This is a genomic window from Leptolyngbya sp. NK1-12, assembly GCF_032598965.1.
Taxonomy (GTDB): domain Bacteria; phylum Cyanobacteriota; class Cyanobacteriia; order Elainellales; family Elainellaceae; genus Elainella.
In genome coordinates this window covers 1743966-1770594 of sequence record NZ_CP053586.1, presented here as the reverse complement: position 1 = coordinate 1770594, position 26629 = coordinate 1743966, and the positions used below count along the sequence as shown (strand labels likewise).

At 50.5% G+C, this 26629-nt stretch carries 24 protein-coding genes; 9 read left to right on the top strand and 15 right to left on the bottom strand.

What is annotated here, in order from left to right; genetic code table 11:
• The first annotated feature begins 130 nt into the window (after positions 1-130).
• Positions 131-475 (top strand): 2Fe-2S iron-sulfur cluster-binding protein, encoded by a 345-nt coding sequence (locus HJG54_RS07085; RefSeq protein ID WP_316434154.1) that lies wholly within the window; start codon positions 131-133, stop codon positions 473-475.
• A 3-nt stretch (positions 476-478) separates the two neighbouring features.
• On the opposite strand, the gene HJG54_RS07080 is transcribed toward HJG54_RS07085, so the two are convergent.
• Positions 479-1177, bottom strand: coding sequence for a riboflavin synthase (locus HJG54_RS07080; protein ID WP_316434153.1), 699 nt, complete (start codon positions 1175-1177; stop codon positions 479-481).
• A gap of 435 nt (positions 1178-1612) precedes the next feature.
• Between HJG54_RS07080 and HJG54_RS07075 the strand changes: the two genes are divergently transcribed.
• The gene (locus HJG54_RS07075) at positions 1613-2062 is read left to right on the top strand and encodes a transcriptional repressor (protein WP_316434152.1); all 450 of its coding nucleotides are present in this window, start codon (positions 1613-1615) and stop codon (positions 2060-2062) included.
• 113 nt (positions 2063-2175) lie between these two features.
• Here the strand turns inward: HJG54_RS07075 and HJG54_RS07070 are convergent, their stop codons facing one another.
• Positions 2176-2967 (bottom strand): circadian clock KaiB family protein, encoded by a 792-nt coding sequence (locus tag HJG54_RS07070; protein WP_316434151.1) that lies wholly within the window; start codon positions 2965-2967, stop codon positions 2176-2178.
• Positions 2968-3168: 201 nt separating this feature from the next.
• Here HJG54_RS07070 and rppA point away from each other — a divergent pair, with 201 nt between their 5' ends.
• Positions 3169-3870: a two-component system response regulator RppA gene (gene rppA, locus HJG54_RS07065; protein ID WP_316434150.1), complete on the top strand. Its 702-nt coding sequence runs from the start codon at positions 3169-3171 to the stop codon at positions 3868-3870.
• 201 nt (positions 3871-4071) lie between these two features.
• The gene (locus tag HJG54_RS07060) at positions 4072-5853 is read left to right on the top strand and encodes a hypothetical protein (protein WP_316434148.1); all 1782 of its coding nucleotides are present in this window, start codon (positions 4072-4074) and stop codon (positions 5851-5853) included.
• On the opposite strand, the gene HJG54_RS07055 is transcribed toward HJG54_RS07060, so the two are convergent.
• The 3 genes from HJG54_RS07055 to HJG54_RS07045 form a co-directional block, all read right to left on the bottom strand.
• Positions 5850-7097, bottom strand: a complete 1248-nt coding sequence (locus HJG54_RS07055; RefSeq protein WP_316434147.1) for an ABC transporter ATP-binding protein — start codon at positions 7095-7097, stop codon at positions 5850-5852. The genes HJG54_RS07060 and HJG54_RS07055 overlap by 4 nt on opposite strands.
• Before the next feature lie 231 nt (positions 7098-7328).
• On the bottom strand, positions 7329-8309 hold the full coding sequence (gene hemB / locus HJG54_RS07050; protein ID WP_036004119.1) for a porphobilinogen synthase: 981 nt from the start codon (positions 8307-8309) through the stop codon (positions 7329-7331).
• Positions 8310-8564: 255 nt separating this feature from the next.
• Positions 8565-9011, bottom strand: coding sequence for a DUF29 domain-containing protein (locus HJG54_RS07045; protein ID WP_316434146.1), 447 nt, complete (start codon positions 9009-9011; stop codon positions 8565-8567).
• Between the two features lie 556 nt (positions 9012-9567).
• Between HJG54_RS07045 and HJG54_RS35410 the strand changes: the two genes are divergently transcribed.
• On the top strand, positions 9568-9837 hold the full coding sequence (locus HJG54_RS35410; RefSeq protein WP_420717383.1) for an HNH endonuclease: 270 nt from the start codon (positions 9568-9570) through the stop codon (positions 9835-9837).
• Between the two features lie 30 nt (positions 9838-9867).
• Here the strand turns inward: HJG54_RS35410 and HJG54_RS07040 are convergent, their stop codons facing one another.
• A complete protein-coding gene (locus tag HJG54_RS07040) occupies positions 9868-10314 on the bottom strand; it encodes a hypothetical protein (protein ID WP_316434145.1) in 447 nt (148 codons plus the stop codon).
• A 252-nt stretch (positions 10315-10566) separates the two neighbouring features.
• Entirely contained in the window at positions 10567-10749 is a 183-nt protein-coding gene (locus HJG54_RS07035) for a DUF4278 domain-containing protein (RefSeq protein ID WP_316434143.1), read from the bottom strand.
• Positions 10750-11318: 569 nt separating this feature from the next.
• On the opposite strand from HJG54_RS07035, the gene HJG54_RS07030 reads away from it, so the two are divergent.
• Entirely contained in the window at positions 11319-11588 is a 270-nt protein-coding gene (locus HJG54_RS07030; protein ID WP_316434142.1) for a YciI family protein, read from the top strand.
• Positions 11589-11695: 107 nt separating this feature from the next.
• Here the strand turns inward: HJG54_RS07030 and ileS are convergent, their stop codons facing one another.
• Positions 11696-14638, bottom strand: coding sequence for an isoleucine--tRNA ligase (ileS, locus tag HJG54_RS07025; RefSeq protein WP_316434141.1), 2943 nt, complete (start codon positions 14636-14638; stop codon positions 11696-11698).
• A 247-nt stretch (positions 14639-14885) separates the two neighbouring features.
• On the opposite strand from ileS, the gene HJG54_RS07020 reads away from it, so the two are divergent.
• Entirely contained in the window at positions 14886-16454 is a 1569-nt protein-coding gene (locus tag HJG54_RS07020; protein WP_316434140.1) for a S8 family peptidase, read from the top strand.
• 275 nt (positions 16455-16729) lie between these two features.
• Positions 16730-18667 carry a S8 family serine peptidase gene (locus tag HJG54_RS07015; RefSeq protein WP_316434139.1) on the top strand — a complete coding sequence of 646 codons (1938 nt, stop codon included), beginning with the start codon at positions 16730-16732 and terminating at the stop codon, positions 18665-18667.
• 50 nt (positions 18668-18717) lie between these two features.
• On the opposite strand, the gene HJG54_RS07010 is transcribed toward HJG54_RS07015, so the two are convergent.
• The gene (locus HJG54_RS07010) at positions 18718-19611 is read right to left on the bottom strand and encodes a LysR family transcriptional regulator (protein WP_316434138.1); all 894 of its coding nucleotides are present in this window, start codon (positions 19609-19611) and stop codon (positions 18718-18720) included.
• 145 nt (positions 19612-19756) lie between these two features.
• Between HJG54_RS07010 and HJG54_RS07005 the strand changes: the two genes are divergently transcribed.
• Entirely contained in the window at positions 19757-20437 is a 681-nt protein-coding gene (locus HJG54_RS07005) for a type 1 glutamine amidotransferase domain-containing protein (RefSeq protein ID WP_316434137.1), read from the top strand.
• Between the two features lie 131 nt (positions 20438-20568).
• On the opposite strand, the gene HJG54_RS07000 is transcribed toward HJG54_RS07005, so the two are convergent.
• From HJG54_RS07000 to HJG54_RS06975, 6 genes are all read right to left on the bottom strand, one after another.
• Positions 20569-20973: a type II toxin-antitoxin system VapC family toxin gene (locus tag HJG54_RS07000; protein ID WP_316434136.1), complete on the bottom strand. Its 405-nt coding sequence runs from the start codon at positions 20971-20973 to the stop codon at positions 20569-20571.
• On the bottom strand, positions 20973-21215 hold the full coding sequence (locus HJG54_RS06995; RefSeq protein ID WP_316434135.1) for a hypothetical protein: 243 nt from the start codon (positions 21213-21215) through the stop codon (positions 20973-20975). The genes HJG54_RS07000 and HJG54_RS06995 overlap by 1 nt, the downstream gene beginning before the upstream one ends.
• 22 nt (positions 21216-21237) lie before the next feature.
• Entirely contained in the window at positions 21238-21537 is a 300-nt protein-coding gene (locus HJG54_RS06990) for a hypothetical protein (RefSeq protein ID WP_316434134.1), read from the bottom strand.
• Entirely contained in the window at positions 21527-22555 is a 1029-nt protein-coding gene (locus HJG54_RS06985) for an NACHT domain-containing protein (RefSeq protein ID WP_316434133.1), read from the bottom strand. Before HJG54_RS06985 ends, HJG54_RS06990 begins: the two co-directional genes overlap by 11 nt.
• A 166-nt stretch (positions 22556-22721) precedes the next feature.
• Entirely contained in the window at positions 22722-24119 is a 1398-nt protein-coding gene (locus tag HJG54_RS06980) for an IS110 family transposase (RefSeq protein WP_316431088.1), read from the bottom strand.
• Positions 24120-24457: 338 nt separating this feature from the next.
• Positions 24458-25861, bottom strand: coding sequence for a PQQ-binding-like beta-propeller repeat protein (locus HJG54_RS06975; protein ID WP_316434132.1), 1404 nt, complete (start codon positions 25859-25861; stop codon positions 24458-24460).
• Positions 25862-26629 lie beyond the last annotated feature (768 nt).

Here is a 26629-nt window from a genome sequence, read left to right as displayed (position 1 = left end):
ATCTGCGAGATGGTTAGGTGGCATTAGTGAACAATTTTTCATGTATTCATGTTGTAGCTAGGACTACAGGTTACGGCTTCTGAATTGGGTCTCTGGGTAGAATGAGCGTGCTGGGTTTTTCCGAGGCGTTATGGCAACCTATCAAGTTCGCCTGCTCAACCCTGAGTCAGAGCTGGATTGCACCATCGCGGTACCAGATGACCAGTACATTCTCGATATGGCAGAAGGTGCTGGAATTCGGTTACCGTCTGGCTGTCGGCAGGGCAACTGTTCGGCCTGTGTCGCTAAGCTAATCAGCGGCGAAGTGGATCAAAGCGAGCAGGGCTTTTTGCAGCCTTCTGAGGTAGCCGCCGGTTACACCATCACCTGTGTGGCCTACCCACGTTCGGACTGTACGCTGCTGACGCACCAAGAGGCGGTGTTGTATCAGTCTTCGCTATATTTCTCGACGAAAAAATCTGGCGTTGCTGAATAAGGCTCACAAATAGCCATGCTCGGCCAGAAATGAGGGCGTGATAGAGTCTGACATCGGGTAGGTGGTTTCAAACTCGTCAACGGCTTCTGTATCTGTCTGCTCTACGCTGCCATTCAGCCGCAGAAACTTCTCGACATATTTCCCTAGCACATCACCTTCCAGGTTCACCGGGCTGCCGGGTTGGAGGTCATGCAGATTCGTCTCCGCATAGGTATGGGGAATCACCGCCACCTTAAACCATGAGCCGGTTGCATTGCACTCGGCCACTGTCAGACTGACGCCATTCACGGCAATGCTGCCCTTGGGCACGATATAGCGCGACACTCGTGAATCCGGCACCTGAAAGCTCATTTCCCAGGCGTTGGCGGTTTGCACCGAGGCTTCCAAATAGCCCACCCCATCGATATGACCAGTGACAAAATGGCCGCCCAATTTGCTGCCCACTCGTAGGGACGGCTCCAGGTTCACCGACCGACTGCCACCCGACCATCTCAAAATGGTGCGGCTAATGGTTTCCGGCGAAATAGCGGCCACAAAGCCGTCAGGCAGTAGTTCAGTTACGGTGAGACAGACGCCATCCACTGCCACACTGTCGCCAATCGCCATATCTGCTAAAAGATCAGCTGCCCCACAGGATACGCGCACCTGCTGCTCGCTGAGGAGTTGCAGGGTGCCGATTGTTGTCACAAGTCCGGTAAACACAATTTGTTCGGAGGATTAGGGTAAGTTGACTGAATGTAAATTTTCGTTTCTCTATTTGAACGCTGTTCTATACACAGAACCCTAAATTCGAAGAGGCTTCGTTGGTTTGATTTTCTTGGTTCATCCCGTGCAATCAGGGTTTCATCGAACTATTTCTAGCTCTCTAGATTAACAATTTGACCTTACAATCAGACACAATTGCAGAAGATTGACAGTCTTTCTTAACTATCCCGCTGAGTGATCCAGCAACAGCAGTCAGGATCTAGCAGAAAACCCTAGGGTAGGACCTGATTTGATCCCCATTGGTTTGATCCAGTTCACCTTTCTCTGACGGCTTCTTAGGCATCATTCTCAACAAGGCTTCACTCTTGAAAATAAACCGAGCAATTTGTTATCCTTCTCATTAAGGCAGCACTATTGAGAAGGACAATTCTTATGTACACCGTATCCTCCCTCAAGGCTGAACTAAATGAGCGGGGTTGGCGCTTGACGCCTCAGCGAGAAACCATCCTGCAAATTTTTCAGAACCTTCCCAAGGGTCAACATTTGAGTGCAGAAGATTTGCACATTCTCCTTCAGGATGAGGGAGAGCCGATCAGTTTGTCGACAATTTACCGCAACCTAAAGCTAATGTCGCGCATGGGGATCTTGCGTGAACTTGAGCTGGCAGAAGGCCACAAGCACTACGAGATCAATCAACCCTCGCCTTATCATCATCATCATCTAATTTGCGTTCGTTGCAATAAAACCATTGAGTTTAAGAATGATTCGATTTTGAAAATGGGCGCGAAAACCGCTCAGAAAGAAGGCTATCACCTGCTGGACTGCCAGCTGACAATCCACGCGATTTGTCCGACCTGTCAGCGGTCGTTGTTGCCGATGTAGAAAGCCGCTGTAGGTCGATGTAGAAAGCCGCTGTAGACGCTTGCATTGCTCGCATCATCAAGGCTAGAGCAGGGAGAAGGCTGAAAGGGGCAAACTGTAGACCTCAGCTCGGTTCAACGGATTAGCTGCATTAAGATGGTTGGATCATCAACTTCCCCAACCACGCGGCGGACTGGCTGGGGCCAAACCTTGAGCAGAGTAGGTGTTGCGGTTACCTGATCGGCTTCGGCCTGCTCTGGATGCTTGCGGACATCAATCACTTTCAACGTGTAGGGCTGCTGTAATTGCTCTTCTAGAAGCTGATGCAGCATTTTTAGCATCTGCTCGGTCGCCGTACTGCCGCCAGAAACAAACAGCCGCAAAACGTAGCCCTGCATCGTATGGGACTGGTCGGCAAACCAGATGGGCGTGGGGCGCTTGACGGGCTGGAGGGGGGATGCTGGCTCAATCGCTTCTAACTGAGCTACCAAATCGTGATTTTGCCACAGTTCGGGAAACTGCTGCCGATAGGATGCCAAAACTAATGGATCGCAGAGGGTGGCTTGGGGTGTCGCAATTTGCCAATCCCCCTCAGAGCAACCGAACACCGCGCTCAGCAAGGCCCGTTGCCGCGACACAAATGGATAAACTTCTGCAAAGGTGCGGACCACGCCAGTGCGAGGATCCTGCCAGCGATCAATTGTGGCTGTGAAGCAAGGCACCAAAAAATGAGGCGGTTCGGGTAGTCCCAGCAACTCTTGCAGAAAAATACAAAGTTGCAAATGCCAGCGATTTTGCTTCTGAGGGTCGATGCAATAAACCAGATCCCCGGCTGGCGTAAATACCGCAATGCCTTTGAACAGCGCCGAGCGCAGTGGGATGCTTTCCTTGAGGGGAGTGAAGGCTGAGTCGGTTACATTGCCCATCTCAGTTGAAAATCATAGATTAGGACTTCAGGTTAGAACTGACGGAGAAACCGGCGAATCGGAGCAAGTCGGCTGTTCCCCAATGCTTGTTCCCCATTCTATAGCGCTGCGACTGACCTAGACCAGTTCATCCTGGTTCTACAGTGGTTCTACACTAGTTCTACACCCGATTCAGAGACTAGAATTCCCCTGCCCCCGCCTATGCAAATCTTATTGGTTGATGACGAAGTGGAACTGACTGGCCCCCTCAGCCGGATTTTGAGTCGGGAAGGCTACCAGGTGGATGTGGCCCACGATGGAGCAGAAGGCAACCATCTGGCCAGCCGACAGCATTACGATTTGCTGATTTTAGACTGGATGCTGCCGCACAAAAGCGGCCTAGAAATTTGCCAAACCCTGCGCTCTCAGGGAAAAACCACGCCGGTCCTGTTTCTGACGGCCAAAGACACGATCGATGACCGGGTAGCGGGCTTGGATGCAGGCGCTGATGATTATTTAGTCAAACCATTTGAGCTACGGGAACTGCTGGCGAGGGTGCGTGCCCTGCTGCGGCGTCCTCCGACATTAGAAACTTTGCTGCCCTCGCGTCTCCGAGTCGAAGATCTGGAATTAGACTTAGAAAATCAGCTTGCTCATCGAGGAGTGCGGAAAATCGACCTTTCGGAGAAAGAAAGTCAGCTTTTGGCCTATTTCATGCGCCATCCTAACCAATTACTCACCCACGAACAAATTCATAATTATTTGTGGGGAGAAGGCGAAAAGCCCAGCAGCAACGCTTTGGCGGCGCAAATTCGCTTACTTCGTCGCAAAATTGAAGCAGAGCACGAAGCTCCGTTAATTCACACCGTCTATGGGAAAGGCTATCGTTTTGGAGGAGAGGCGGACGAAGCGGGAGATGGATAACAGCTGGATCACAATCTACTGGATCACAATCTTCTACTGGATCACAATCTATTAGGACATCCCGCAGCAACCTACAAAACTACATGCTACATACAGGTTACACCAGCAAAACTCAGAACTCAGACTTGGTCTAACCTGATTCCGTCCTTGAATCCCTGAATAGTTGGCTCAGTAGGGTTGGTCTGATTTGCTCTAGAAAAGATGGCTCAACATTCACAACATGAAATCGTGAAACTGGCGAAGCAAGGTGATCCGAGAGCAATTGCCTATCTGATTACCCGCACGCTGGGCAAGTATGGCATCACGGCAAGGGCAAGTCGCCAAGGCCACTGTCTCAAATTGCTGCTGGAAGCAGAGCGGGTTCCCCATCAATCCACAATGGTAAAGCTCGTGACCCAGGGCATGCAGAAACTGAATGTTGCCACAATCGAGACTGTCAAACTCTATGGCCGTCAAACCGGACAGACGGCACTAGCTTGGCGACAGGTGATTGAGCTAATTCCCCAGGAGCCAGAACCATACCTATCACTTGCCAAATATGACGACGAGGATGCGTCAGAAACCCCAATCTTTCGTCTCGATGACCTCGATCCCCATGCCATGATTCTGCTGCCGGTGGAACCAACAGTGCGGCTAGACGACCTCGATCCCGATGCCATGATTCTGCTGCCAGTAGAGCCTACGACCGACTTGCCCACCGACTTGCCGACCGATTTACCAACCAATCTACCAACTGCTCTGGCCGACCTATCTGACCCATCGGTTGATCGGCCTCCCGGTCTACCGATTGCCGATCCATCTGCCCTAGCACCAACTGCTCCTGCCAGCGCCGCTGCCCCAGATTTTCAGCCAGAGCTAGGCCAAACTCAAGTCAACCTGCCGCGTCACCTCACCCAGTTACTGCTAAGCCTGCTATGGGTTCGGTTGATTGTCGATACGCTGCGAGTGATATATTCGCTGCTGGGAGCTGGCTCAGTTTCGCTCTACACGGGGCTAGATCTAGGCAATACCAATCAGCCCTTCGCCAGCCTACTGTCGGTGGTGGTCAGCATTGCTGATTTTATCTTTACGCCGTTGGATCAGCTGGGGATTTGGATCAACCTATGGGTGGTGGGGTTGTCGCTGCTGTGGCTGTACCGCATTCACGCGAGCCTGCGGGATTTGTTTGGCTCCTACCCGATTTCGCCAATGGCTGCCGTAATGCGCTTTGTGTTGCCCATTTACAACCTTTGGGGCATCGGTAGGACCCTATTTACATTAGCCCGCCACCTCACCCTCGAAGCTCACCTCAACCGCGCCAGTCAGTTAATTCGGCGTTTGACGGGCTGGCTTTATCTGTTTATCTTTGTGGCAGCTGGGCTGCAAGGCTTTTATTTCTGGCGAGTTGCGTCGGGAGTGCTTCCCTCTCTCTGGTTCTACGTGGCTCGAGATAGTGTGCTCTGGTTACTGTCTCTGGTCTGGCTGCGGCTGGTTCGCGTGATTTGGCGAGCAGTGCGCCGGATATATCAGGAACGAATTGCGCCCTTTTTACCACCCCCTCCAGTTCGCACGGCCCGGTCCAGTCCGTTCAGCATCCGAGCGGTGCTGCTGGGAGCAGGCGCGGGTTTGATCAGTCTGGCTTTATTGAATTGCCTGTTGGGACTATTGGCGGCCTTTATCTTCACGGCTAATAATCTGCCTCCCGAAGCGATTCTGCCTACCTTTTACGATTCTGAAAGTCTGTTAACTCTGGTGCTGGTGGGTAGCTTTTTCTGCATTGGGCTGGGTGGCTTTTTAACGGCGGCACTGGCTCCGGTGGCCGGGCTGCTGCACGCCTTGGCGATGGGAGTCCTGATTACCCTAATCGGAATTGCCCTGCAACGGATAGCCCTGCTGCCAGCAGTCGAAGAAATGCCCTTCTGGTTCCAAACTGCTAGCACCGGGCTAATCATTCCGGCAGCCTTACTGGGAGGCGGGCTACACCAGTGGTTGAGAACGCTCTAGGGCCGAATCGCCAATCCGCTGGCATCGTCAAACAAATGCACTTTATCGGGGGCAATGGCGAGCCATAGCTCCTCGTCGATACTGACAGGCCGGTCCGGTTCGGTGCGTACCTGTAGCAGCGGTGCTTGCTCCGGCTGATCGGCAAACCCAACAGTGAGATAGGTTTCACTGCCTAGGGCTTCAACCCGTTTTACCACCACCGGCAGGTTTTTGGGCGCAGGCAAACTGACACTGAGATGCTCTGGCCGAATTCCCAAGCTGAGGGGTTTACCGTCGTAGGGTTGCAGGCGGGCTTCCCATTCTTCCGGCAGCGTCATGCGAAACCGGGGATGCTGAATCAGCAGCGGCGCTTTCACCTGCACTGGCAAAAAGTTCATCGGCGGCGAGCCAATAAACTCGGCCACAAACCGATTGGCCGGACGGTTGTACAGCTCCAACGGCGAGGCCACCTGCTGAATCTGGCCAGCATTCATCACCGCAATCCGGTCGCCCATCGTCATTGCTTCTACCTGATCGTGGGTGACATAGATCGTGGTGGTGCCCAGTTTGCGCTGCAAATTGACAATTTGGGTCCGGGTTTCGGTGCGTAGCTTCGCATCCAGATTGGAGAGTGGCTCATCCATCAAGAACACTTGGGGATTGCGGGCCATAGCCCGCCCCAGCGCCACCCGCTGCTTTTGGCCGCCCGAGAGCTGCTTGGGCAATCGGTCCAACAAATGTTCGATTTGCAGCATTTGGGCTACGATACTGACCCGTTGGGCCACCGCTTTTTCTTCGGCTGACCAGTACTGCAACCGTCGCGGCAACGGACGAGTCAGGCCCACCAGTGCCCGGTCCATCCAAACAGGACGCGATGACGCCAACTTTTCACTGTTGCCCGTTCGCCGTAACCCAAAGGCCAGGTTTTCGTAAACCGTCATATGGGGATACAGGGCGTAGCTTTGAAACACCATTGCAATATCGCGTTGCTTCGGCGGCAGATCATTGACCAGCCGTTCCCCCACCCAGATGTTGCCTCCCGTCAGCGTTTCCAAACCAGCAATCAACCGCAGCAGGGTACTCTTGCCACAGCCGGATGGACCGACCAGCACCATAAACTCGCCGTCATGCACGGTTAGATTAATCCGTCGCAACACGCTTACCGTTGCCGGGTCGCTAGCCGGTTCAGTCACTCCAGCCGTTTGCGTCCGCTTTTGCCGCTGCGGGAAGCTTTTATAGATGTTTTCTAAAACAACCTGCGCCACGATTCTTGAAATAGGGTTGAACGAGCTGATTCGGCATTGAATGTCAGCAATTCTAGCAAGTGTGGGGCAGTTGAAGTGAGGAGGAGGAGGAATTAGGAGTCAGGAGCCAGGAGTTGGGACTGCGGCTAGCAACAAGGTAATGGCGAGTTAGACCTATCAGCAAGCAATCCTACCCGCACAGCAGACAGAAACCATTCTGACTCCTGACTCCTATTCTCAAATCAATGCTTTCTAAGCTAGCCAGCGAGCGGCATCTTTAGCATGATAGGTGAGGATCAGGTCGGCTCCGGCCCGCTTAAAGCCGATTAGAGTTTCCAGGACAACGCGCTGCTCATCCACCCAGCCATTCAGGGCGGCTGCCTTGATCATCGAGTATTCACCTGAAACGTTGTAGGCGGCGACCGGCAGATGGGTCGCTTGCTTGACGCGCCAGATAATGTCCATATAGGCCAGAGCGGGCTTTACCATTAGCATGTCTGCCCCTTCGGCAATATCCAGCTCGATTTCCTTCAGGGCTTCCTGACCATTAGCTGGGTCCATTTGATAGGTGCGGCGGTCACCAAACTGAGGCGCAGATTCTGCCGCATCCCGGAACGGACCATAGTAAGCTGAGGCATATTTTGCTGCATAGGACATGATGGGCAAATCCTGGAAGCCAGCGCTATCTAACCCTTGCCGAATCGCCTGCACAAACCCATCCATCATGCCAGAAGGGGCAATGATATCAGCACCAGCCTTGGCTTGAGAAACGGCGGTCTTCTTCAGCAGCTCCAGGGTTGGGTCGTTCAGTACTCGTCCAGTCAGGTCGCCCACCTCCAGATAGCCGCAGTGACCGTGGGAGGTGTACTCACAGAGGCAGGTGTCTACAATCACGATCAGATCAGGGACGGCTTCTTTCACAGCAGTCGTGGCCTGTTGCACAATCCCGTGGTCGTGCCAAGCGCCAGTGGCATCGACATCTTTGTCTGCCGGAATCCCAAACAGGATAATCGCCGGAATCCCCAGATCATAGACTTCTTTAGCTTCTTCCACGATCTTGTCGATCGAAAGCTGGTAGACACCCGGCATCGATTTGACTTCCTTGGCAATTCCCTCGCCGGGGACAGCAAACAGCGGATAGATCAAATCATTGGTAGTTAGCACATTTTCTTGCACCATCCGACGAAGCTGGGGATGGCTACGCAGACGACGAGGGCGATGGGTTGGAAACATAGGATTCTACTAAAACTGCGAATAAGAACGATTGATTCAACAATGGGGCTCCTATGGCCCTGGACAGCTCGGCCATAACCCGCACGGCCTAGCCGACCGCACGTTTACTATCATCTCATTGCCCGTCGTTGTCCAAAGCGTCTATTTGTTAAGAAGTCTTGCGTTATGGGGGCACAGAGCTATAAGTACAATGTTAGAAATGGTGACTTTTGGAGTTGTGATGTTTGAGTATCACAGCGGTTGCTCTTGACTGAATTAAACCTCATTAATCCCAATGGGAAACTCAGGATCAAAGATCTGATCGACTGTGTAGGTGCAGTCTGTTGGTAGGTCTTTATAATCCAAAGGCGTCTCTAAAACGGCTAAGTCTAGGCCAGCTTCATAGCCCTTTGCAATTGCTTCGGGCAGATAAGACTTCAGGCTAGGATTATCAGACAGAAGTGCTTCCACCTCACGGCGCTGAATTCGAATGGTGACTCGCCAGCTTTTGCTGCGCTTTTCTGGTTGGTAGTCCCATTTCAAAAAATGCCCAATCAAAATGCCTAATCGGTTTCTGAGTTCCTGACGCTGTTGTTTCCCCAAAGACTCAATTTCCTCCACCAAATTGACAATATCTAGATGCTTAAAATCACCTGCTTTGAGCAACTTGGATTGTTCTTGAGTCCAGGCGTAGAAATCTGTTTCGTAAAGATTAGATGGCATCGCTTCCTCCCTTTGCTTGACTCTAATCTAGTGTCTAAATAATCCTGTCATGCACAATCCCTTATGACTATAGAGATATTTCTCAAGGTCTTGACGTTTTTGTAGTATAAATGTAGTATGTATATAGTTCAGCTAATTTTTACGGGTTTATCAGAGGGCTTAGCAGAAGATTTGGTTATAGAAAGTTTAGTTATCGAAGGCTTAGTTATAGAAAGTGCTACGAGAACCGTATTGACTCAATATGGTGAGTCAATTACGTTTCACAGCGTCGGATAAGCTGTAGGTTAACCAGGCCGTTGAGTGGTAGCCAAATTCACAGGCGATTGGGTAACCGCAGTAAAGCTCACCCCGCTCCACGAGCAGCGCATGTTCGGAACTCGTGCGCTCCGACCTCTCTCATCTCCCTCTGGTTGCAACTGGGTCAACCCCAGCAGCGCAGAGGGCCAAAAAACTTCTGGAGGATAACGTTCTGGGTCATGTCCTATCCTCCAGTTTCCGCTGTCGAGATTTGCAAAAAGTGCTAGGGTGGGAGTGGAAAGTACCACTAATTTGCTCAATGCAATGTCAACTTTGTGAGCGTGATTGCAATCAAACTACCATTCACCATCTAGTTCCAAGACAGTACACTAAACGTAAAAAACTCGACCCCGGTGAAACAATTGATATCTGTTCGGCCTGTCACCGACAGATCCACAGCTTGTTTGCCAATCGCCTGTTAGCAACAGAATTAAATACTTTAGAGAAACTGAAACAACAGCCGGATATGGTGAGATTCTTAACCTGGATCAGAAAACAAGATACGAATAAACGGGTCAAGGTTCGCTAACGGTTACAGAGTTAATACGAGAAGGCAGAGTCAGAAAAGAAAAATACTACCATCTTCGTTTATATTCAGACTAATATCACCGGATATTTGACTAATCTGTTCTCCAATCACAATCTTCACTACATTCCCTTCAACAAAAACATAGGAGCTAATGCCGATATTATCTCGATCCGGATAGGCCAGAAAGTTGATGGGTAAAGGCAAGTAATTGGTTCTGGTGCTGCCAAAGGTAGTCTTGCCACCTGGCGGAACTCGCCGTTCGGCTGAAGCGGGTTGGGTCAGCATACAGGTAATTGGAGCATCGCCTGCATTCACAACCTCGATCTGCACTGGGCGATTTGGGTTAATTCGCCCTATGGCCTCAGCAGCAGATTGAGCTACTTCAAAACCAAAACTGCGCTCGGCAGAGATAGGCAAAACGGCAGCTGGCAGGAGGGTGGCAAAGCAGAGGGCGGCAGCGGCTAGGGGAAGTTTCATATTTGCTGTTCTAAATAGCAGAAATGAGATTATACAAGAATGCAGGAAATTAATAAATAGGTTGGTTCTCCTTCATGTATATATCTCATTCTGCTATGTTCGTTGCTATGCGGGGGAGGATATGACAGCCTGTTACATTGATTAATTTCCTTAATTGCAACTGTGTTCTATGTTGATTTAGATATGCTGGCTAGCGCCTATGTTGCTATTGAATGATTGATTGGGTGGCTGCTAGCACGAGTTTAAAGATTGTTAGAATTTGAGATAAGAATTGCCGCGAAATCTCAGAACAACCGGAACTTGCACTCCTGTCTGGTTAACGGGATGACGCAGTGGATAGGTTGAACCGCGATGCTGAGCATATACATCAGATTCAATCGTTTCAATAGCGGAAGAGTTAACTTCGTAAGACAAACCGCGATAGGATAGTTTCATGACTTTGACTCCTGAGAATGAATGTTGCTGGTACTTTCTATGGTCTTTTATGAACGATATTCACGGGTAAGCAAAACAATCGAATGAACTAGAGCAATAATGCTAACTACGACAGTGAAAGAATTTAATTAATCAGCCATTTGCAAACGAGTTTTCCATCAATCACGAACCACTGAGCGGTTAGACGGCTGCGATGAGAATGACTGATAGAATTGACAGGGCTAACAAAATCGCTATTGTTTGTCGATCGGTTGTGTTCAAGCAGTTGTAACTTCATAGGAATGTTTTCGGTTTCCAGACGATTAATGTAAAGAATTGATTCGGTGTTGAACGGGAGAAGGAATTGAGAACGAATTTGGTTGGATTCGCTTGTTCCCCTTCGGTTGTTTTCCCTTTACATCATCTAGATTAGAATCTCGTCCTGGCTTTGTCGGTAGGAAAAAGTCGGAGAAAGTCAGAGCCTTGATTGGAGCTGGGTCAGATGCGCTGTCAGCTTAGTTCAGCGTAGAGTTAGACGATCATTCGTGCTAAAGTATGCGCAATCTCAACTATGTATTCTCCGATCTGCTATGCCGAAATATGTCCTCTGGGGTCGCTACTGTGACAATGTGTTGGAAAAGCGTGCTCCTTATCGTCAGGCCCATCTGGATCGTCTGGCTCAACTCAAGGAAACAGGCACGCTGATTACCCTTGGCCCGACCCAAGATTTAACTAAAGTGTTCGGAGTCTATGAGGCAGAGGATGAAGCCGCAGTACGGCGATTAGTGGAAGAGGATCCCTACTGGCAAAACGGCATCTGGACCGAGTATGAAGTGATGGAATGGATCCAGGCGTTTTGAGTTTACCAAGCAAAGTTTACCGATCATTGACCGAGCAAACGTAAAGCAGACGTCCTGCCTAGTGAACAAGATGCCTGCGCTACGAATTTGCTGATTCAGCAAATGGCCTAGAACTGACCGTCAAGGGCAGCAACACAGCGTTCGCAGATCAGCGGATGATCTGAGGATTCACCTACATGGACCGAATAGTTCCAGCAGCGGTCGCACTTTTTGCCAGCCGCATCGGTAACTCCCAGGCCAAGAGCATCCGTCTGGGACTGGTATTTCAAGTCAGCTAGGCGAGCAGGCGCATCAAGCAGTTCCACCTGAGAGGTGAGGAAGAGATAGCGCAGTTCATCAACGCCATTACTCTTGAGGCTATCGGCTGGATTCATGGCCGTAAGCTGCTGACGCAGATCCAGATCCGCCACATAGAGCAACAATTGGGCTGCTAGCGAAGATCCAATCGCCTTATCGGACCGGGCTTTTTCCAGCACTCGGTTGGCTTCGTCACGCAGTTGCCGGATCTGCTGCCATTTTTCGCTGAGTTCGGGCTGCTGCCACTGGTCGTCCAGTTTCACCCAACCGGATTCAAACACCGACTGATAGGGGGTTGAGTAGGGCAGATACTGCCAGATATCTTCAGCGAGATGGGAGAGCACCGGCGCAATCGAGCGAGCTAGGTTTTCGATCGCCACCGCCAACACGGTCTGACAACTGCGGCGGCGGAATGCATCTGGAGCGCTAATATAGAGCCGGTCTTTGGCAATGTCGAGGTAGAAGTTGGACAGATCGACAACACAGAAGTTTTGGATTGTCTGGAAGAAGCGGAAGAACTGATAGGTTTCGAAGGCATCGGTGGCTTCGGCAAACACCTCGGTCATCCGGTGCAGCATGTAGCGATCCAGTTCGGGCAGTTGCTCATAGGGCACCGCATCTTTGGCCGGATCAAAATCATGCAGATTGCCCAGCAGAAAACGAGCCGTGTTGCGAATCTTACCGCGCACATCGTTAAGCTGCTTCAGGATATTTAACCCCAGCGGCACATCTTTTGAGTAGTCCACCGACGACACCCACAGCCGCAGCACATCGGCTCCATAGGCCGGCACATTCTCAGTTTTGTTCTTGATCTTGAGGCTGCCGCCCTGGATGATCACTATTGGATCGATCACGTTGCCCAGGGATTTACTCATCTTGTTGCCTTCTTCGTCGAGGGTAAAGCCGTGGGTCAGCACCGCTTTGTAGGGTGCTTGGTTGTTAACAGCAACGCTGGTGAGCAAGCTGGACTGGAACCAGCCCCGATGCTGATCTGAGCCTTCCAGGTACAGGTCAACCGGATAGTGCAGTTCAGGGCGCTGTTCGGCCACGGCAGCCCAGGAAGAGCCAGAATCAAACCAGACATCCATCGTGTCGGTGCCTTTGCGGTACGGGCGGCCGTTGTTGCGGTATGGCTCTGGCAGCAGCTGTTCGACCGGCAGTTCCCACCAGGCATCGGAGCCTTTGGCGGCAAATAGCTTTTCGATGTGGTTGAGGGTGGCTTCATTCAGCAGCGGTTCGTTGGTTTCTTCGTCGTAGAACACCGGAATTGGCACGCCCCAACTGCGCTGACGCGAAATGCACCAGTCCGAGCGCTCCGACACCATCGCCGTGATCCGGTTTGCGCCCTGAGCCGGAATCCACTTTACTTCGGAGATCGCTTTCAAGGCCGCCTCCCGGAACCCATCCACCGAGGCAAACCACTGTTCGGTGGCGCGGAACATAACGGGCTGTTTGGTACGCCAGTCGTAGGGGTAGCGGTGTTTGTAGGCTTCTTCCTTCAGCAGCACCTTGGCGTCCTGCAGAGCTTTGATTACGGCGGCATTGCCCGAACTGAGGCGGAATTTGGTTTTGCCCTTTTCGCTGAGTACCTCATCTACGGTTTGTAGCCCCGCAAAGGGACCGGCTTCAGCCGTAAACTTGCCTTCGTCATCTACCGGCGACAGGACTGGCAACCCATAGCGCTGCCCGACGCCAAAGTCTTCTAGACCATGACCAGGAGCCGTGTGCACCAAACCCGTACCAGACTCGGTCGTAACATAATCGCCGCCGATCAGGATTTCGCTGGTGCGGTCCATCAAGGGATGACGATAGCTAGAGTGCTCTAGCTGCTTGCCCTTTAGCTCAGCCTGCACAACTAGCTCCACACCCAGCGTCTCGGCCAGCTTTTCCACTAGCTCCTTTGCCACGATCAAGTACTGGAAGGCAGTCGGATGCTCGCCCTTCAGTTCCACCACAGCGTAGGTCAGCTCTGGGTTAACGGCCACGGCTAGGTTAGCGGGCAGAGTCCAAGGCGTGGTGGTCCAGATGGCGACGCCCAGCTTGTCGAGATAGGGCTGAAAGGCGGCAGCAGAGTCGGCCAAGCTCACCATCGGAAAGGCGGCATAGACGCTGCGCGAGGTGTGCTCGTCCGGATATTCCAGTTCGGCTTCGGCCAAGGCAGTGCGCGAGCTAGGACTCCAATACACTGGCTTTAGGCCGCGATAGATGTAGCCCTTCAGCGCCATTTGGCCAAACACGCGGATCTGAGCCGCCTCGTATTCCGGCTGCATCGTCAGATAGGGATGATCCCAATCGCCCCAGATGCCCAGCTTTTTGAAACTGTCCCGCTGCTGCGCCATTTGTTCGAGTGCCCAGGTTTTAGCGCGACGGCGTAATTCCAGCGGCGTCAGAGCTTGCCGTTCCTCTGGCTTCATGGCTTGCAGCACCTTTAGCTCAATCGGCAAACCATGACAGTCCCAACCGGGGACATAGCGCACCTTGCGCCCTTGCAGCATCTGATATTTGTTGAGAATGTCCTTCAGCACCTTGTTGAGGGTGTGGCCCATATGAATCGCGCCATTGGCGTAGGGCGGCCCATCATGCAGAATGAAGGGTGCTCCCGGATTTTGCTCGGCTAGCTTTTCGTAGATCTGGTGCTCGGCCCAAAACTGTTGCAGTTCCGGTTCGCGCTTAATCGCGTTGGCCCGCATGTCAAACTTGGTTTGGGGCAGGTTAACGGTATCTTTGTAGCTTCCGGGTTCTGTTAGCGTCACGGGTGGGATCTGGAGTTAGTAATGAAACGACAAGGGACATTTAAGAATTCTATCGAACCATTGCTGATTGCGGCCAAATCTCGGCCCATTCTTCTCCTGAAATGCTGTGAGAACACTGTAGATCAAGGGGTAATTGGGGTAAATATTAATTGCCAATTTGCTCAATTCATCTGGGCAGCTTTGTTTAAATACTCAAAGTTTAGTACTCAAAGTTTAGCTTCTCAAATTTTCTGAGCCATTGTTTTGCATGTCCGCTTTTCACTTGCCTCGCCAATTCCGCCTCCAGTCCTCGCCTCCTGAATTCGCCTACGCTGCTGCCAAAAATTTGCTGGGGCAGCCCAGTGGTCGGAGTTTTGGTGAAGGGTTTGCTCAAGCTTCTGGTCCGTCTAAGCTGCGGTATGCCCATAGTTCTGCTGCGACTAACCGCAGCCAACCCGCCAAGCGCCGCCGAACCAATTCATCCGCACCGTTTCTGAAGCCGCAGGGCCAGGTACGCGGCATACTCAGCTCTACCGACTCCATCGATCCATACTTTCAGGGCACCTACTACGTCGATGATTACCGCCTCAAAGGGTTAACGGCAGGTCAGCAAATTGAAGTTCGCCTCAACTCCCGCCAATTTGATCCCTACCTTCAGTTGGTGAATGGCCGCACCAAGCAGCCCATCCTCTATGGCTCTGATCTGGGCGGCACCAATACCAATGCCCGAGTAGTATTCACGGTGCAGCCCCAGACCCAGTATCTAGTGCGGGTCAGCAGCGACCAACGGCGGCAAATCGGATCATATCTGGTCAAAAGCCGCGTCCTCAAGCCGATTGCCAGCCACTTCAACCTGTTCTATGGCTATGGTCTAGTCGATGCTGCTGCTGCCATCAATCGGGTCACTGGGCAAACCCTATTTAAACCGGCGGCAGATGTTCCTGTTTTAGGCGGCAATCAGTGGGGGTTGGATTTGGTTAGAGTGCCAGAAGTATGGACCCAGGGCTTTACAGGCCAAGGCGTGACGGTGGCCGTCCTGGATGAAGGAATTGATCTCAACCATCCCGATCTGAGTCGAAATCTGTGGCGCAACAGCGATGAAATTCCTGGTAATGGCATTGATGACGACCGCAATGGTTTTATCGATGATGTGCATGGATGGAACTTTATTGATCAAAATCCTAACCTGAACGACACTGAGGGCCACGGCACCCAGGTGGCTGGAATTATTGCCGCCGCCAACGATGGTATCGGGATCACTGGAGTTGCTCATAACGCTAAGATCATGCCGATAAAGGTGATTCAAGGCGAAACGCCGCTGGCGCAATTTGACGCGAATGTGGCTGCCGGAATTGATTATGCAGCGAACAATGGAGCACAGGTGATTAATATTAGTTTGGGTAGCAGTTCGAGCGATCCGCCCCTGCCTAAAGTCGAGGCAGCGCTGCGACGAGCCAGACAGGCTGGTGTCGTTGTCGTGTTTTCTGCTGGCAATGATCGACAGCTTTTGAGTGCACTAGAACCGGATCGGCCCGCCCTCTATGCCTCAGCAGGTTTAGGAATCGCCGTGGGTGGCGTGGATAACAAACGCAACTTCTACATTGATTCCAATCCGGCTGGGTTGAAGCGGCTTAATTATGTGGTTGCGCCAGCGGTTGATGTCTACTCTACGACGCTGGGCAGCAGTTACGACCTGCTGGAGGGCACCTCGTTCGCCGCTCCGTTTGTGGCGGGTGTGGCGGCCCTGTTGCTGAGCGCCAAGCCAGACCTGCCTCCGGCTGAGGTAGAAGCCGCTCTTCTCTCTAGCGCTAGTCAGCAGATTCAGCTTGCACTTTAATGGCCATCGTGACCATGCAATGACTTATCGAGATGTTGGGAAAGTGTCAAGTTAGCTAGAAACAGAGTTGAATAAAACTAGGGCAACATCCCAATCAAATTTTATCTGGGCTGCATCACTCCTGCGCTGACACAAACTCTCTACAGCATGGCTCCCCATCAGATGCCGTAACTGTATGCACAGATTCAGGTTTGCATACCCGCAAGTTACAAATCGGTATAACTGTGCAAGCTCTGCTACCAAAACTTAGAATTTAGAACTTAAAACTCCTCCACATGGTAGGCAAATTTACAACTCAAGGCGATCGGGTTATGCGTGCTCAGGTGGCACGGCGCAATTTCCATCTAGATGGACGCGGCATCAAGATCGGCGTGATCTCAGATAGCTTTAACGCATTCAGAAAAGCAAGTCGCGATGTTGCCAGCGGTGAGTTGCCAGGACGACAAAACCCCTTGGGCTACAGCAAATCAGTACGAGTCTTGAAGGATTTGCGCCGAGGCAGCGATGAAGGACGGGCCATGCTGCAAATAATTACCGACATTGCACCAGGAGCTGAACTGCTATTTCATACCGCCTACCAGTCAAGGAAGGCTATTACTGAAAAGAGTTTTGCCCGTGCCGTAAAAGCGCTTGCCAGGGCTGGAGCAAACGTCATCGTAGATGATGTAGGAATACCAACTGCATTCTTTCAAGATGGATTGTTGGCCCAAACGGTGACTAAAGTGGTAGATCGAGGCGTGGCCTATTTCTCAGCAGTGGGAAACGATAGTAATCGCTCTTACGAAAGTAACTTCCGCCCCAGTGCTACCTTTACACTCAACGGCATCACCTATGAAGCGCATGACTTTGATCCAGGCGAGGGGGTTGATCTATTCCAGGATATCAACTTTGGTTTCGGTGGAGCCATCCAACCCCTATTGAGCTGGGATCAGCCGGTCGGCAAAATTAGCAGCGATTTGGCTTTGTTTTTGGTCTCTACGCCTCAATTGCCTACCACCGATGCAAACCTGCTGGCGGCCTCTACAAATCTGTTTTCTAATGGCATTGAACAGCCGCTTGAACAGCTTTTTTATCAGCCCGATACATCAAAAATAGCTTATCTGGTAATTGCTAGAAAAATCGAAGTTAGAGATACCAGTACTTACGTTAAATGGATCAGTACGGCGAACGATCTCGATCGAGATATAGGTTACGAGTATATTAGTAAAACCAATAACGCAGCAGAACAATCGACCATCTATGGCCAACCGAATGCCAAAGGAGCGGTTGCAGTGGGTGCTGTGGCCCTGAGTAAAACGCCTCTGTTTGGGGTCAATCCACCCGTGCTGGAAGAATTCTCTAGCCGGGGCGGCACACCCATTTTGTTTGATCCCCAGGGCAATCGTCTCCCTACCCCCGAAATTCGCCTGAAGCCAGAGATAGTTGCGCCTAGCGGAGTTGCTACTAGCTTGAGGATTTTCAATCCTTTCTCTGGTACCTCAGCCGCGGCTCCCCATGCAGCAGCCGTCGCAGCATTACTATGGCAGCGAGCCGGTGGACCCAAACGGTTATCGCCTGCCCAACTTACTCAAATCATGCAGCGCACTGCTATTCCTCTCGACCCAGCCGGCAACTTCCGCAGCGGGGCTGGTTTAGTGCAGGCTGATGCCGCCGTTTTAGCATCCTACCAACGGCACCTGAGCGGCACCAAGGGTAAGAACCGCTTACGAGGACATGCGGGAGCCGATAACCTGTTTGGACTGGGCGGCAGCGATCGACTCAGCGGGGCAGGCGGGTTTGATGCGCTGTTTGGTGGCCCTAAACCTGATCACCTGTACGGCAATGCCGGCAACGATTACTTGCTCGGCGGACGAGGGAATGACCGACTGGTCGGTGGACGAGGTGACGATACGCTGCTGGGCAATCAAGGCCGCGATCAGCTCTGGGGCGGTGATGGGGATGATCTGCTAGCCGGGGGAGCGGCTGCAAATTACTTAACGGGCGGCAAGGGCAGAAATACATTCGTGCTGTCAACCGATGGTACTGCAATTATTCGTGACTTCAAAACGGGCGATCGGCTGGCGCTAGCGGATCAGTTGCGCTTCGGCCAGTTGCAGTTTTCTTCGCAAGGTCAAGATCTGCTGATTCAATGGCGAGGCTGTTCCCTTGCCCGATTGATGGGGGTCGAAGATGTGACTGCCTCTGATTTTGTGGCAATCGCGATTCGCGACTGAGATGAAAATAGAGCATCAGCCGTGAAGCAGGCTGAAGAACATCGATAGTATTAACCGTCACTTTCGTCATCCCCTCTCAACCAATCCAGAAGCAATGCCACCGATTGCGATTGGCGTTCTTTTTTGCGGTAAGCGAGCCAGATCTGGTTCGTCACGGCGGTGGTTGGTTTTACAATCAAAGCTAGTCGCTTATCGGCGACCCAGTCTTGACAAAGATAATCTGGCAATACGCTATATCCCAAGCCTTGAGCGATGGCTTCTCGGATACTGCGTAAATCTGGAATCACCAGTTGAGGATTGATACCTAACCGCCTTCCAAAAACGACGCGCCAAAATCGACGAATAATTGGTAAATCTTCGCTGTAGGCAATCCAGGGTTGGGGTTTAAGCCACTGTTCGAGCCTGGTCAAATTAGCGGGCCTCTGCGATCGGGGAATTTTGACATTTGGTGGACCAACCAACCAAAAGTTTTCTTCAAACAGCAACTGATAGTCCAGTTCCGGTTTAGCAATTTTTTGAGTTGCGATTGCACAATCGATCTGGTTTTGCAACAGTTGTTCGATCAGATCCTGAACCAAGCCAAATTGCACCTTTAACAGCGATTTCTCAGCTTTCGGTAAACGTTGCAAAACATATTCGCTGAAAAAATCGGTTGGTGCGCCTAGACGAATTAGCAGAGGAGCATTGGCTAAACCAGTTTTGGTCGGAATCGATTCTAGCATTTCGATTGCGGCCACAACCTGGTTATAGAGCCGCTTTCCCGCTTCTGTCGGCTGCATCCGACGCGGCATCCGTTGGAACAGCCCAACGCCCAAAGCGGACTCCAGCGCAGCAATATGCTGGCTGACGGCAGGCTGGGTGAGATGCAAGACTTCGGCTGCGCCCGATACCGTGCCGATTCGATAGACCTCAACAAAGCTGCGGTACCATTCCAAACTAACCATAAATTAAATTATGGGAATTGCGAATATTCATTATTTGTATTTTAGATAAACACCTTTTAGGATGAAAGGGTCAGGTGACGAAACGCAAAGTTGCTTACCAATTGTCCTGATTGATTTGGAGTTCACCCATTGGAGTTCAATAATTATGTCTCAGAAGATCCTGATCGTTTTGACAAGTCATGACACCTTGGGGAATACAGGCAAAGAAACCGGGTTTTACCTGCCCGAAGTGAGCCACCCAGTTGATGTCTTCGAGCGGGCTGGTTTAATCGTGGAATATGTCAGTCCCAAGGGAGGAAAAGCGCCGATGATTGGCATCGATCGCACCGATCCGCTGAATGCAGAATTTCTCGATAATCCTAGCAAGATGGCACAAGTCGAAAATACCTTGCATCCAACTCAAGTGAATCCGTCTGAGTATGCAGCGATTTTCTATGCTGGCGGACACGGCACCATGTGGGATTTTCCTGATAATCAGGAGTTGGCTGAAGTTGCGGCCCGCATCTACGCGCAGGGTGGGATTGTGGGAGCAGTTTGTCATGGCCCTGCTGCATTGGTTAACGTTCAGCTTGCCAATCGAGACTATCTGGTGGCTGGAAAGGTCGTCGCTGGCTTTACCAATGAGGAAGAAGTAGAAGTTGGTCTAGCGGATGTGGTGCCGTTTCTGTTAGAGGATAAGCTGAAGGAGCGGGGTGCCCTGATTGAAAAGGCTCCGAATTTTCAAGCCAAAGTAGTCGTGAGCGAGCGCCTAGTGACAGGCCAAAATCCCGCATCCGCAGCAGGTGTGGCCGAGCAAATGGTTAGATTGTTGGTAAAAACGCAGTAGAAGTCCTATCTTCCGCTGGCAAAGACAGCGGTGAAGTGCAGCGGTAGCAGGTAACCTTGAAATCCACACCAGCAGCTTTTGTCCGTCCGCTGCCATGCAGTGTTAATCTGCAATTAGCATTGACCACTCATCTAGAATTGTCGCCAATTTTCGGTTTGTAAGCCAGGAATCCGATCAAATTCTCGTTGGTTTGCTGTAACCATAATCAAGTTATGTTGAAGTGCGGTAGCCGCAATCAAGACATCGTAAGCACCAATTGGTTGTCCTTGAGATTTGAGAGCGGCACGGATTTGAGCAGTTTGTTCAGCTTCTACGGTGCCAAACGGCAAAATGGTTACAGAAGATAGAATGCTGGCGATCGCAGGTTCAACCTTCTGGACCCGTTGCGGATTTAGTGCCAAACCGTAGCGTAATTCCATGACTGTAATTGCTGAGATGGCAATATTAACTGGTGGAGTTTGTTTGAGTCTAGCTGTGGTTCCAGCTTCACCTTTGATGAAGTCGCTGATGACGCAGGTATCAAGGAGATAATGCATCAAAATAGCTCCAGTTCACGAGGCGGAAGGAGTTCGTCCCGGTAGGACTCAAACGCTGGAAAGTCAGGGCTTCCTTCGTAGGACAGAATAACCTCCGGCCACTGAGAAGTGGAAACAGATGGCGCTTGAATCATCTGACGTAAGGCTTGCAGAATCAAGGTTTGCAACGGAACGTTAGATTGCTCTGCTTGACGGAGCAAATCTTGCTCAAGATCTGGTGGTAGGTCGATTGTAATTTGCATAGTACACTCCTCTAGTACGAACTTATTCGCTTTTGGTTGCAGGTTGCTGTTCAACTTTGGAAGGAAAAATGCGGCTGAACCATTCTTTAAACTCTTCGTTAAATGCGCCACTTACACTCATTGAGAGTGGTATAGCAACGATTGCCACGAGAATTCCAATCACAGCAATCCAGTTTCCCCAATTAACTCCTTCCTTGGCATCGGAACTAGCAATGCTTACATTACTGTTAGTGACACCACTTGTTCCAACTGGAGCATTAATAGGTGAATTCGACGAATTTGAAATGGTAGTTTTATTTTCAACTTTAGGTTCATCTTCCATTTTCTTTGTTTACTTTATCTGTGATCTCAAATGAACTTCCGTTTACATTTTCATAGCCATGGCAGAGAGTGTTAAGAAATACGTCCCCATTAGGCATATCAAATTTTCTGCCCGACCATACTGCAAATCGGTTTAAAAAGATTGTAATTGCAGCAATCCGAGCAGCAACTATCAAACGTTTTTCAGGAAGAAGGTAACTGACTGATCTTAACGGATGACGCTCTTCATCCTTCGGTTCAGCACATAACTCTCGGCATCCCTCAAGATAAAGTTCATGAAGTTTTTGATTGGGTGGAAACTGACCATTGTACTTGCGATAGCTAGCTAGCAGAAACTTTAGAGTGACTGGCTTAATCGCCAGCGGTACAACATGCTTCTGGTCAATTTCCTTTAGGAAATCATTAGAAGACAAACCTTCAGCTTTCGCGGCTTCGATAACGTCTATACGGCGAAGCGGGGCTAGTTTATAAATTGCAAAGTTAGCTTCTTTCCAAAGCTTCTTTAGCCCCTCCTCCAAAATTGCTGGGAATACAAACGTTCGACATGCTAGACGGAGATGAAGACGATTGATATGATTCTGATATTTTGGTTTCTTAAGCTCATCAATTAAGCCTGCTGCGAGAGTCGGGATGCTCAAAAGCCCTTCATCAAGGCTATCTAGAAACAAATAGAGACGATAGCTGTTCCCTAACCAATCAGTAAAGGTTTCATCTTTAAACAGATCCGCCTTTAAATTGGTACAGGAGCGGAGATTCAAGTCTAAGATTTGACTGGAATTGCAAATCTTCTTCTCTGTAAGGGCTTTGAGGTTCTCTAGTTCCTGAGACTTACCGATACCTGGTTCCCCTAATAAAACCAAACATGGGATTTCAGCGATCGCCTCTAAACTAACCAAATCTGGATTATACGCCTTGCCCCATTCTGCATCTGGATCATATGAATAACCACCATCAGTTAGATTAATGCTACCTGATCGAGGGCACCAAAACCGTTTCCACTCATAGTCTTGTTTCGACATGCTCAGCAGCAATGAGGGCAGAACTCTTTCTCAAGGATAACCTCCTCCAAAGGGTTTGATTCCCTTACCCGCTGACTCAAAGGATCGGTTTGCTAAGTTGCCCCTAAGGGATACATCTGAGCAAATTGTCTTCAAGGACGACTCAACCGACAGCCTGAGCAGACTCTCAAGAAACACTTTCAGTGGAGGAGTGGGGCACAACTTCAAAACCGAGAGACTGAGCTGTTTTCTTCAGGTGTTTAACCAGGCGTTCCCGGTATTGCTGCTCATAATAGTTTTCTCCAGGGTCAGCATAGGTTCCGCCCTCAGACCATAGCTTGTAGAACAGACGAGCAATCTTGTGAGCCGTTGCTGTGATTGCCTTAGGTGCGCCTAAACGAGACCGCAGGCGTCGATAAAATGCCCCTAAGGCTGAGCGACTATGGCTAACAGCTTGAGCCGCTAAACGAAAAGCATTCGCTGCTCGATTCACCACTACTCGTGTCTGAGAACTCAGCGACTTTCCCCCAGTAATGCGCGTCCCAGGACATAATCCCAACCAGGAACAAAAGTGTTTGACACTGGCAAAGCGATTGGACTCTAAGCCCACCTCAGAGAGAATCGTCTGGACGCTCAACGCATCAAGCCCAGGAATCTGAGTAAAATCGATGCCGCTGATTCGATATAGCTGCCCACGCAAATCAAAGGCAGGAGCATTTTGAGTGGTCTTACGCCGCTTGTTCTTTGCCTCTGGTGGTGCTTGCTCAGTTTTTGCATCAAACTTCAACAGGCACTGCTCGATCTGCTCATCACAAGCAGCAATCTGCTGTTGATGCAGATCGTAAAGCGTTAACTCCTGTTGCAAAACAAACACCAATTCTGCTCGATAATTACCGCTGAGCGCTTTGGCAATTTCGTCATGGCTACTGCGGATACGCGAGTGCTTGAGGGCAGCTAAGGTTTGAGGGTCATGCTCTCCTGCAACAATTGCTCGAATGATGGACATCCCCGTTAAGCCAGTAATGTCGCTAATCACCTTGTGCAGATGCAGATTCATCTGAATCAAGGCATGTTGCATCCGTTGAATATGCACAGCCGCACTTTGAATCAGTCGTTCTCGTTGACGTACATAGCTTCGCAGCACACATACTTGCTCCTCAGGACGGAATGAGCCAGCTAACAGACCATAGGTGTGCAATTTCTGGAGCCATTGACAATCAAGCACATCGCTCTTACGTCCAGGCACCGTTTTGAGATGGTGTGCATTCACCAGTTTGACCTCCAACCCGCTGGACTCCAGAATCTGAAAGACTGGAATCCAGTAGACTCCTGTTGATTCCATTGCGACTGTTGTCACCCCACACCCCTGCAACCATGCTGCCATCGCTTGTAAGTCTGGGGTAAAGCAACCAAAGGCACGGACATTGACTTCGGCTCTTCCAGCAGGGACACAAACCCAATGCTCAGCAGAACCCACATCAATTCCCGCTGCATGCAGATTGAGTTGCTCAAGATGAGCCAGCTGGGCAGGCAAGGCTGGAGATTGAGCTAACTTACGCTTTGCGATGGACGAGGTATTTTTCATAACGCTCCTCATTACGATTAACCTCCCAAGTTGGGGCGGGCTGAACAGCTAATCTCTCAAACGGGATAGGCTTTGCCACCTTCACCAATCTCATTGCCAGTACGCCCCACAACCACGCTCCTAATCAGACCCTTGATGATACTATTGACCGCTCGGTTTCCTAACTCAGGATTGTCTCTACAATAAATCGAGTACAGACTTGTTTCTTCCATTCGTGCACAGGGCAAACCTGCCCTAGTGAGGCGCTCCTAAGAAATTAGATTTTCAGTAAGCATAAATACTCATCCACGAATCTAATTTCTTTCACCCTGAAGGTGCGCCAGCACGTGGAATGCTAACTAGTTGTTGCGTGGAAAGGCATATAACCGTCCACCTGCAATCAGATAAACCGTTCCATTCGCAGCAATTGTCGGTGAAGAAATGCCGCCACCTTCAACCTGATAAGTATTCACTCGCTCTAGGGTTGGGCTGAAGGTGCTCAGTCCTCTGGCATCGCTCACGTACAGATAATTGAAAGACATGGCAGGCGCAGCCATACTCTCTGCCCCCAGATACGTCTCTTTCCAGATACTGCCGTTATTATCGATTGCTAAAAATCGGCCCCGTTGGCTGACGGTGTACATTTGTCTTACAAAGGCAGCTGGTGACGCGGCAATTGGGCTATCTACTCTGGGCCACGGTCTGGCTACCTCATTACCAATTGCTGGATCGTATACCTTGAAGAAGCCATTGCTGTAGCCTACGGCCAATAACCCGTTTAGCAATACTGAGGGTGCAGAGGCATTTCTGGGTTGCCGATCTGTTTTCCGCCAGATTTCTTGCAGGCAGGAACCACTGCGACGATAGGCGACTAGATTCTGCTCGTTATCATCCACAATAACCAAAGGCTGATTGGCATGGGGAGGACGATCCAGGATAGCAACAGGGGGGTGGGGCCAGCCCACATTTTCGGGCAAGGGGACGGGTGGCAATCCAGAAACATCAAACTCAATACAGGATAAACGCACACAGTCCCAAATCTTGCCCAGGACGTCAGCAAAAAATCCCCTGATATCGGGTCCAACACCAATCACTGCATTCGAGCGTTCCGAGGTACTGAGATAGTAGCGCCCAACCACAGTGCCTGATTGGTCAATTACAGCAAGATAGCGGTTGGCTTGATTTGAGTAGGTATAAAGTACGGGAACAAAAACATAGAGCGTTTGACCATCGCTCCATGTCTTGGGAGCTGCACTGGTAAAACCGCCTTGACCGTTAATTTCTGGAAATGTATGGGTCCAGCGGAGATTGCCGCTAGCATCGTAGCTGTGTAAGTAACTTTGCAGCACTCGGCGTTCAATACCGCCTCTGCCATCCCGATGATCTCGGACAATAGCTGCAAAGGTTCCAATCACATAGAGGTTCCCATCCTGGCCTACGGATGGAGAGGCCATGATCCGTTCCCCCCGCCGGGGCAGGGTGCGCCTCCAGCGGAGAGTGCCATTGGAATTGAACGCTGATAATTCGCCATTCATATTGCCGATATACACAGTTCCATCCGTACCCACGACCGGAGAGGCATGGAGTACAGGACCAACTTCGATTGACCAAGCTGGTTGACGCGCTGGAGAGGTGCGGAGGGCAACAAAGCCTGAGTTGGCCCCATCGGCATGAAATTGCGGCCACGCATAAGCAGCAGGTGTTACGCTGACCAAGGCAGCCACAATGCAGAATGTGCTTAGTTGTTTGAGTAGCCTTTTCATAGTCTGAATCACCTGTGATGCAAAGCCAGAATTTAACTGTTGTGAGAAGCCATTAACGGCAGTTGGCAACTCCAGCGGATACATATCATATTCAACGTCCTGAAATTAACGGCAGCAGAGCCGACAAATCCTAACCCAGCGCCTCCCTTGCGGCCTCCAGTTACAGCATTCCCAGCATCGGGTCGGTCCTTCGCGAATGATAGGTCCAACCTCTAACCCAGGTGCCCAGGTGTCATCGATTGTGATGCCATCAACAGGACTTCTGGTTTCCTCAATCGAAGGATTCGTCTCAATTTCAAAGGGATCCGTTTCGATTGCAGAGGGCTTAGTTTCAACGAGAGAAGGATCCGCAAGTTGCAGCAGCATGACAGGCTTCGTATTACTATTGACATGACAGGTTTGGCTCTTGTTCACACTCAGATCAAAACTCTCTACAAGCTCATACTCAGCAGAAATCTTAGATTCTGGGAACCAACTGCCGATCTGCATTGGTGACAGTGAGTTTGGCGTAGTTGGTATTAGCATAGCTAGTGCTATTCCTAGACATGCTGCATTCATGTGAAGCTCCTTATATTCAGATATCAACTTAAGTTGGTGGAAAAATATTCTTGCTCCTATCCAGCTAAGTTCAAGGAATTCAAGCTGAGATGCTTATTTGATTTATTCCTCAAGCTTCTGACATAGAAAAACTTATATAGATGAATCATAATGAAATCAGTTGTTCACATTCAATACGGAAATTCCCGTATGCGACTGTTAAGAAGTTGT

Bases quoted from the DNA above. Each gene is read 5' to 3' on its own strand.
- HJG54_RS07085 (WP_316434154.1), top strand. From the start codon at position 131: ATGGCAACCTATCAAGTTCGCCTGCTCAACCCTGAGTCAGAGCTGGAT.
- HJG54_RS07075 (WP_316434152.1), top strand. From the start codon at position 1,613: ATGTACACCGTATCCTCCCTCAAGGCTGAACTAAATGAGCGGGGTTGG.
- HJG54_RS07070 (WP_316434151.1), bottom strand. From the start codon at position 2,967: ATGGGCAATGTAACCGACTCAGCCTTCACTCCCCTCAAGGAAAGCATC.
- rppA (WP_316434150.1), top strand. From the start codon at position 3,169: ATGCAAATCTTATTGGTTGATGACGAAGTGGAACTGACTGGCCCCCTC.
- HJG54_RS07060 (WP_316434148.1), top strand. From the start codon at position 4,072: ATGGCTCAACATTCACAACATGAAATCGTGAAACTGGCGAAGCAAGGT.
- hemB (WP_036004119.1), bottom strand. From the start codon at position 8,309: ATGTTTCCAACCCATCGCCCTCGTCGTCTGCGTAGCCATCCCCAGCTT.
- HJG54_RS07045 (WP_316434146.1), bottom strand. From the start codon at position 9,011: ATGCCATCTAATCTTTACGAAACAGATTTCTACGCCTGGACTCAAGAA.
- HJG54_RS35410 (WP_420717383.1), top strand. From the start codon at position 9,568: ATGCAATGTCAACTTTGTGAGCGTGATTGCAATCAAACTACCATTCAC.
- HJG54_RS07040 (WP_316434145.1), bottom strand. From the start codon at position 10,314: ATGAAACTTCCCCTAGCCGCTGCCGCCCTCTGCTTTGCCACCCTCCTG.
- HJG54_RS07035 (WP_316434143.1), bottom strand. From the start codon at position 10,749: ATGAAACTATCCTATCGCGGTTTGTCTTACGAAGTTAACTCTTCCGCT.
- HJG54_RS07030 (WP_316434142.1), top strand. From the start codon at position 11,319: ATGCCGAAATATGTCCTCTGGGGTCGCTACTGTGACAATGTGTTGGAA.
- HJG54_RS07020 (WP_316434140.1), top strand. From the start codon at position 14,886: ATGTCCGCTTTTCACTTGCCTCGCCAATTCCGCCTCCAGTCCTCGCCT.
- HJG54_RS07015 (WP_316434139.1), top strand. From the start codon at position 16,730: ATGGTAGGCAAATTTACAACTCAAGGCGATCGGGTTATGCGTGCTCAG.
- HJG54_RS07010 (WP_316434138.1), bottom strand. From the start codon at position 19,611: ATGGTTAGTTTGGAATGGTACCGCAGCTTTGTTGAGGTCTATCGAATC.
- HJG54_RS07005 (WP_316434137.1), top strand. From the start codon at position 19,757: ATGTCTCAGAAGATCCTGATCGTTTTGACAAGTCATGACACCTTGGGG.
- HJG54_RS07000 (WP_316434136.1), bottom strand. From the start codon at position 20,973: ATGCATTATCTCCTTGATACCTGCGTCATCAGCGACTTCATCAAAGGT.
- HJG54_RS06995 (WP_316434135.1), bottom strand. From the start codon at position 21,215: ATGCAAATTACAATCGACCTACCACCAGATCTTGAGCAAGATTTGCTC.
- HJG54_RS06990 (WP_316434134.1), bottom strand. From the start codon at position 21,537: ATGGAAGATGAACCTAAAGTTGAAAATAAAACTACCATTTCAAATTCG.
- HJG54_RS06985 (WP_316434133.1), bottom strand. From the start codon at position 22,555: ATGTCGAAACAAGACTATGAGTGGAAACGGTTTTGGTGCCCTCGATCA.
- HJG54_RS06980 (WP_316431088.1), bottom strand. From the start codon at position 24,119: ATGAAAAATACCTCGTCCATCGCAAAGCGTAAGTTAGCTCAATCTCCA.
- HJG54_RS06975 (WP_316434132.1), bottom strand. From the start codon at position 25,861: ATGAAAAGGCTACTCAAACAACTAAGCACATTCTGCATTGTGGCTGCC.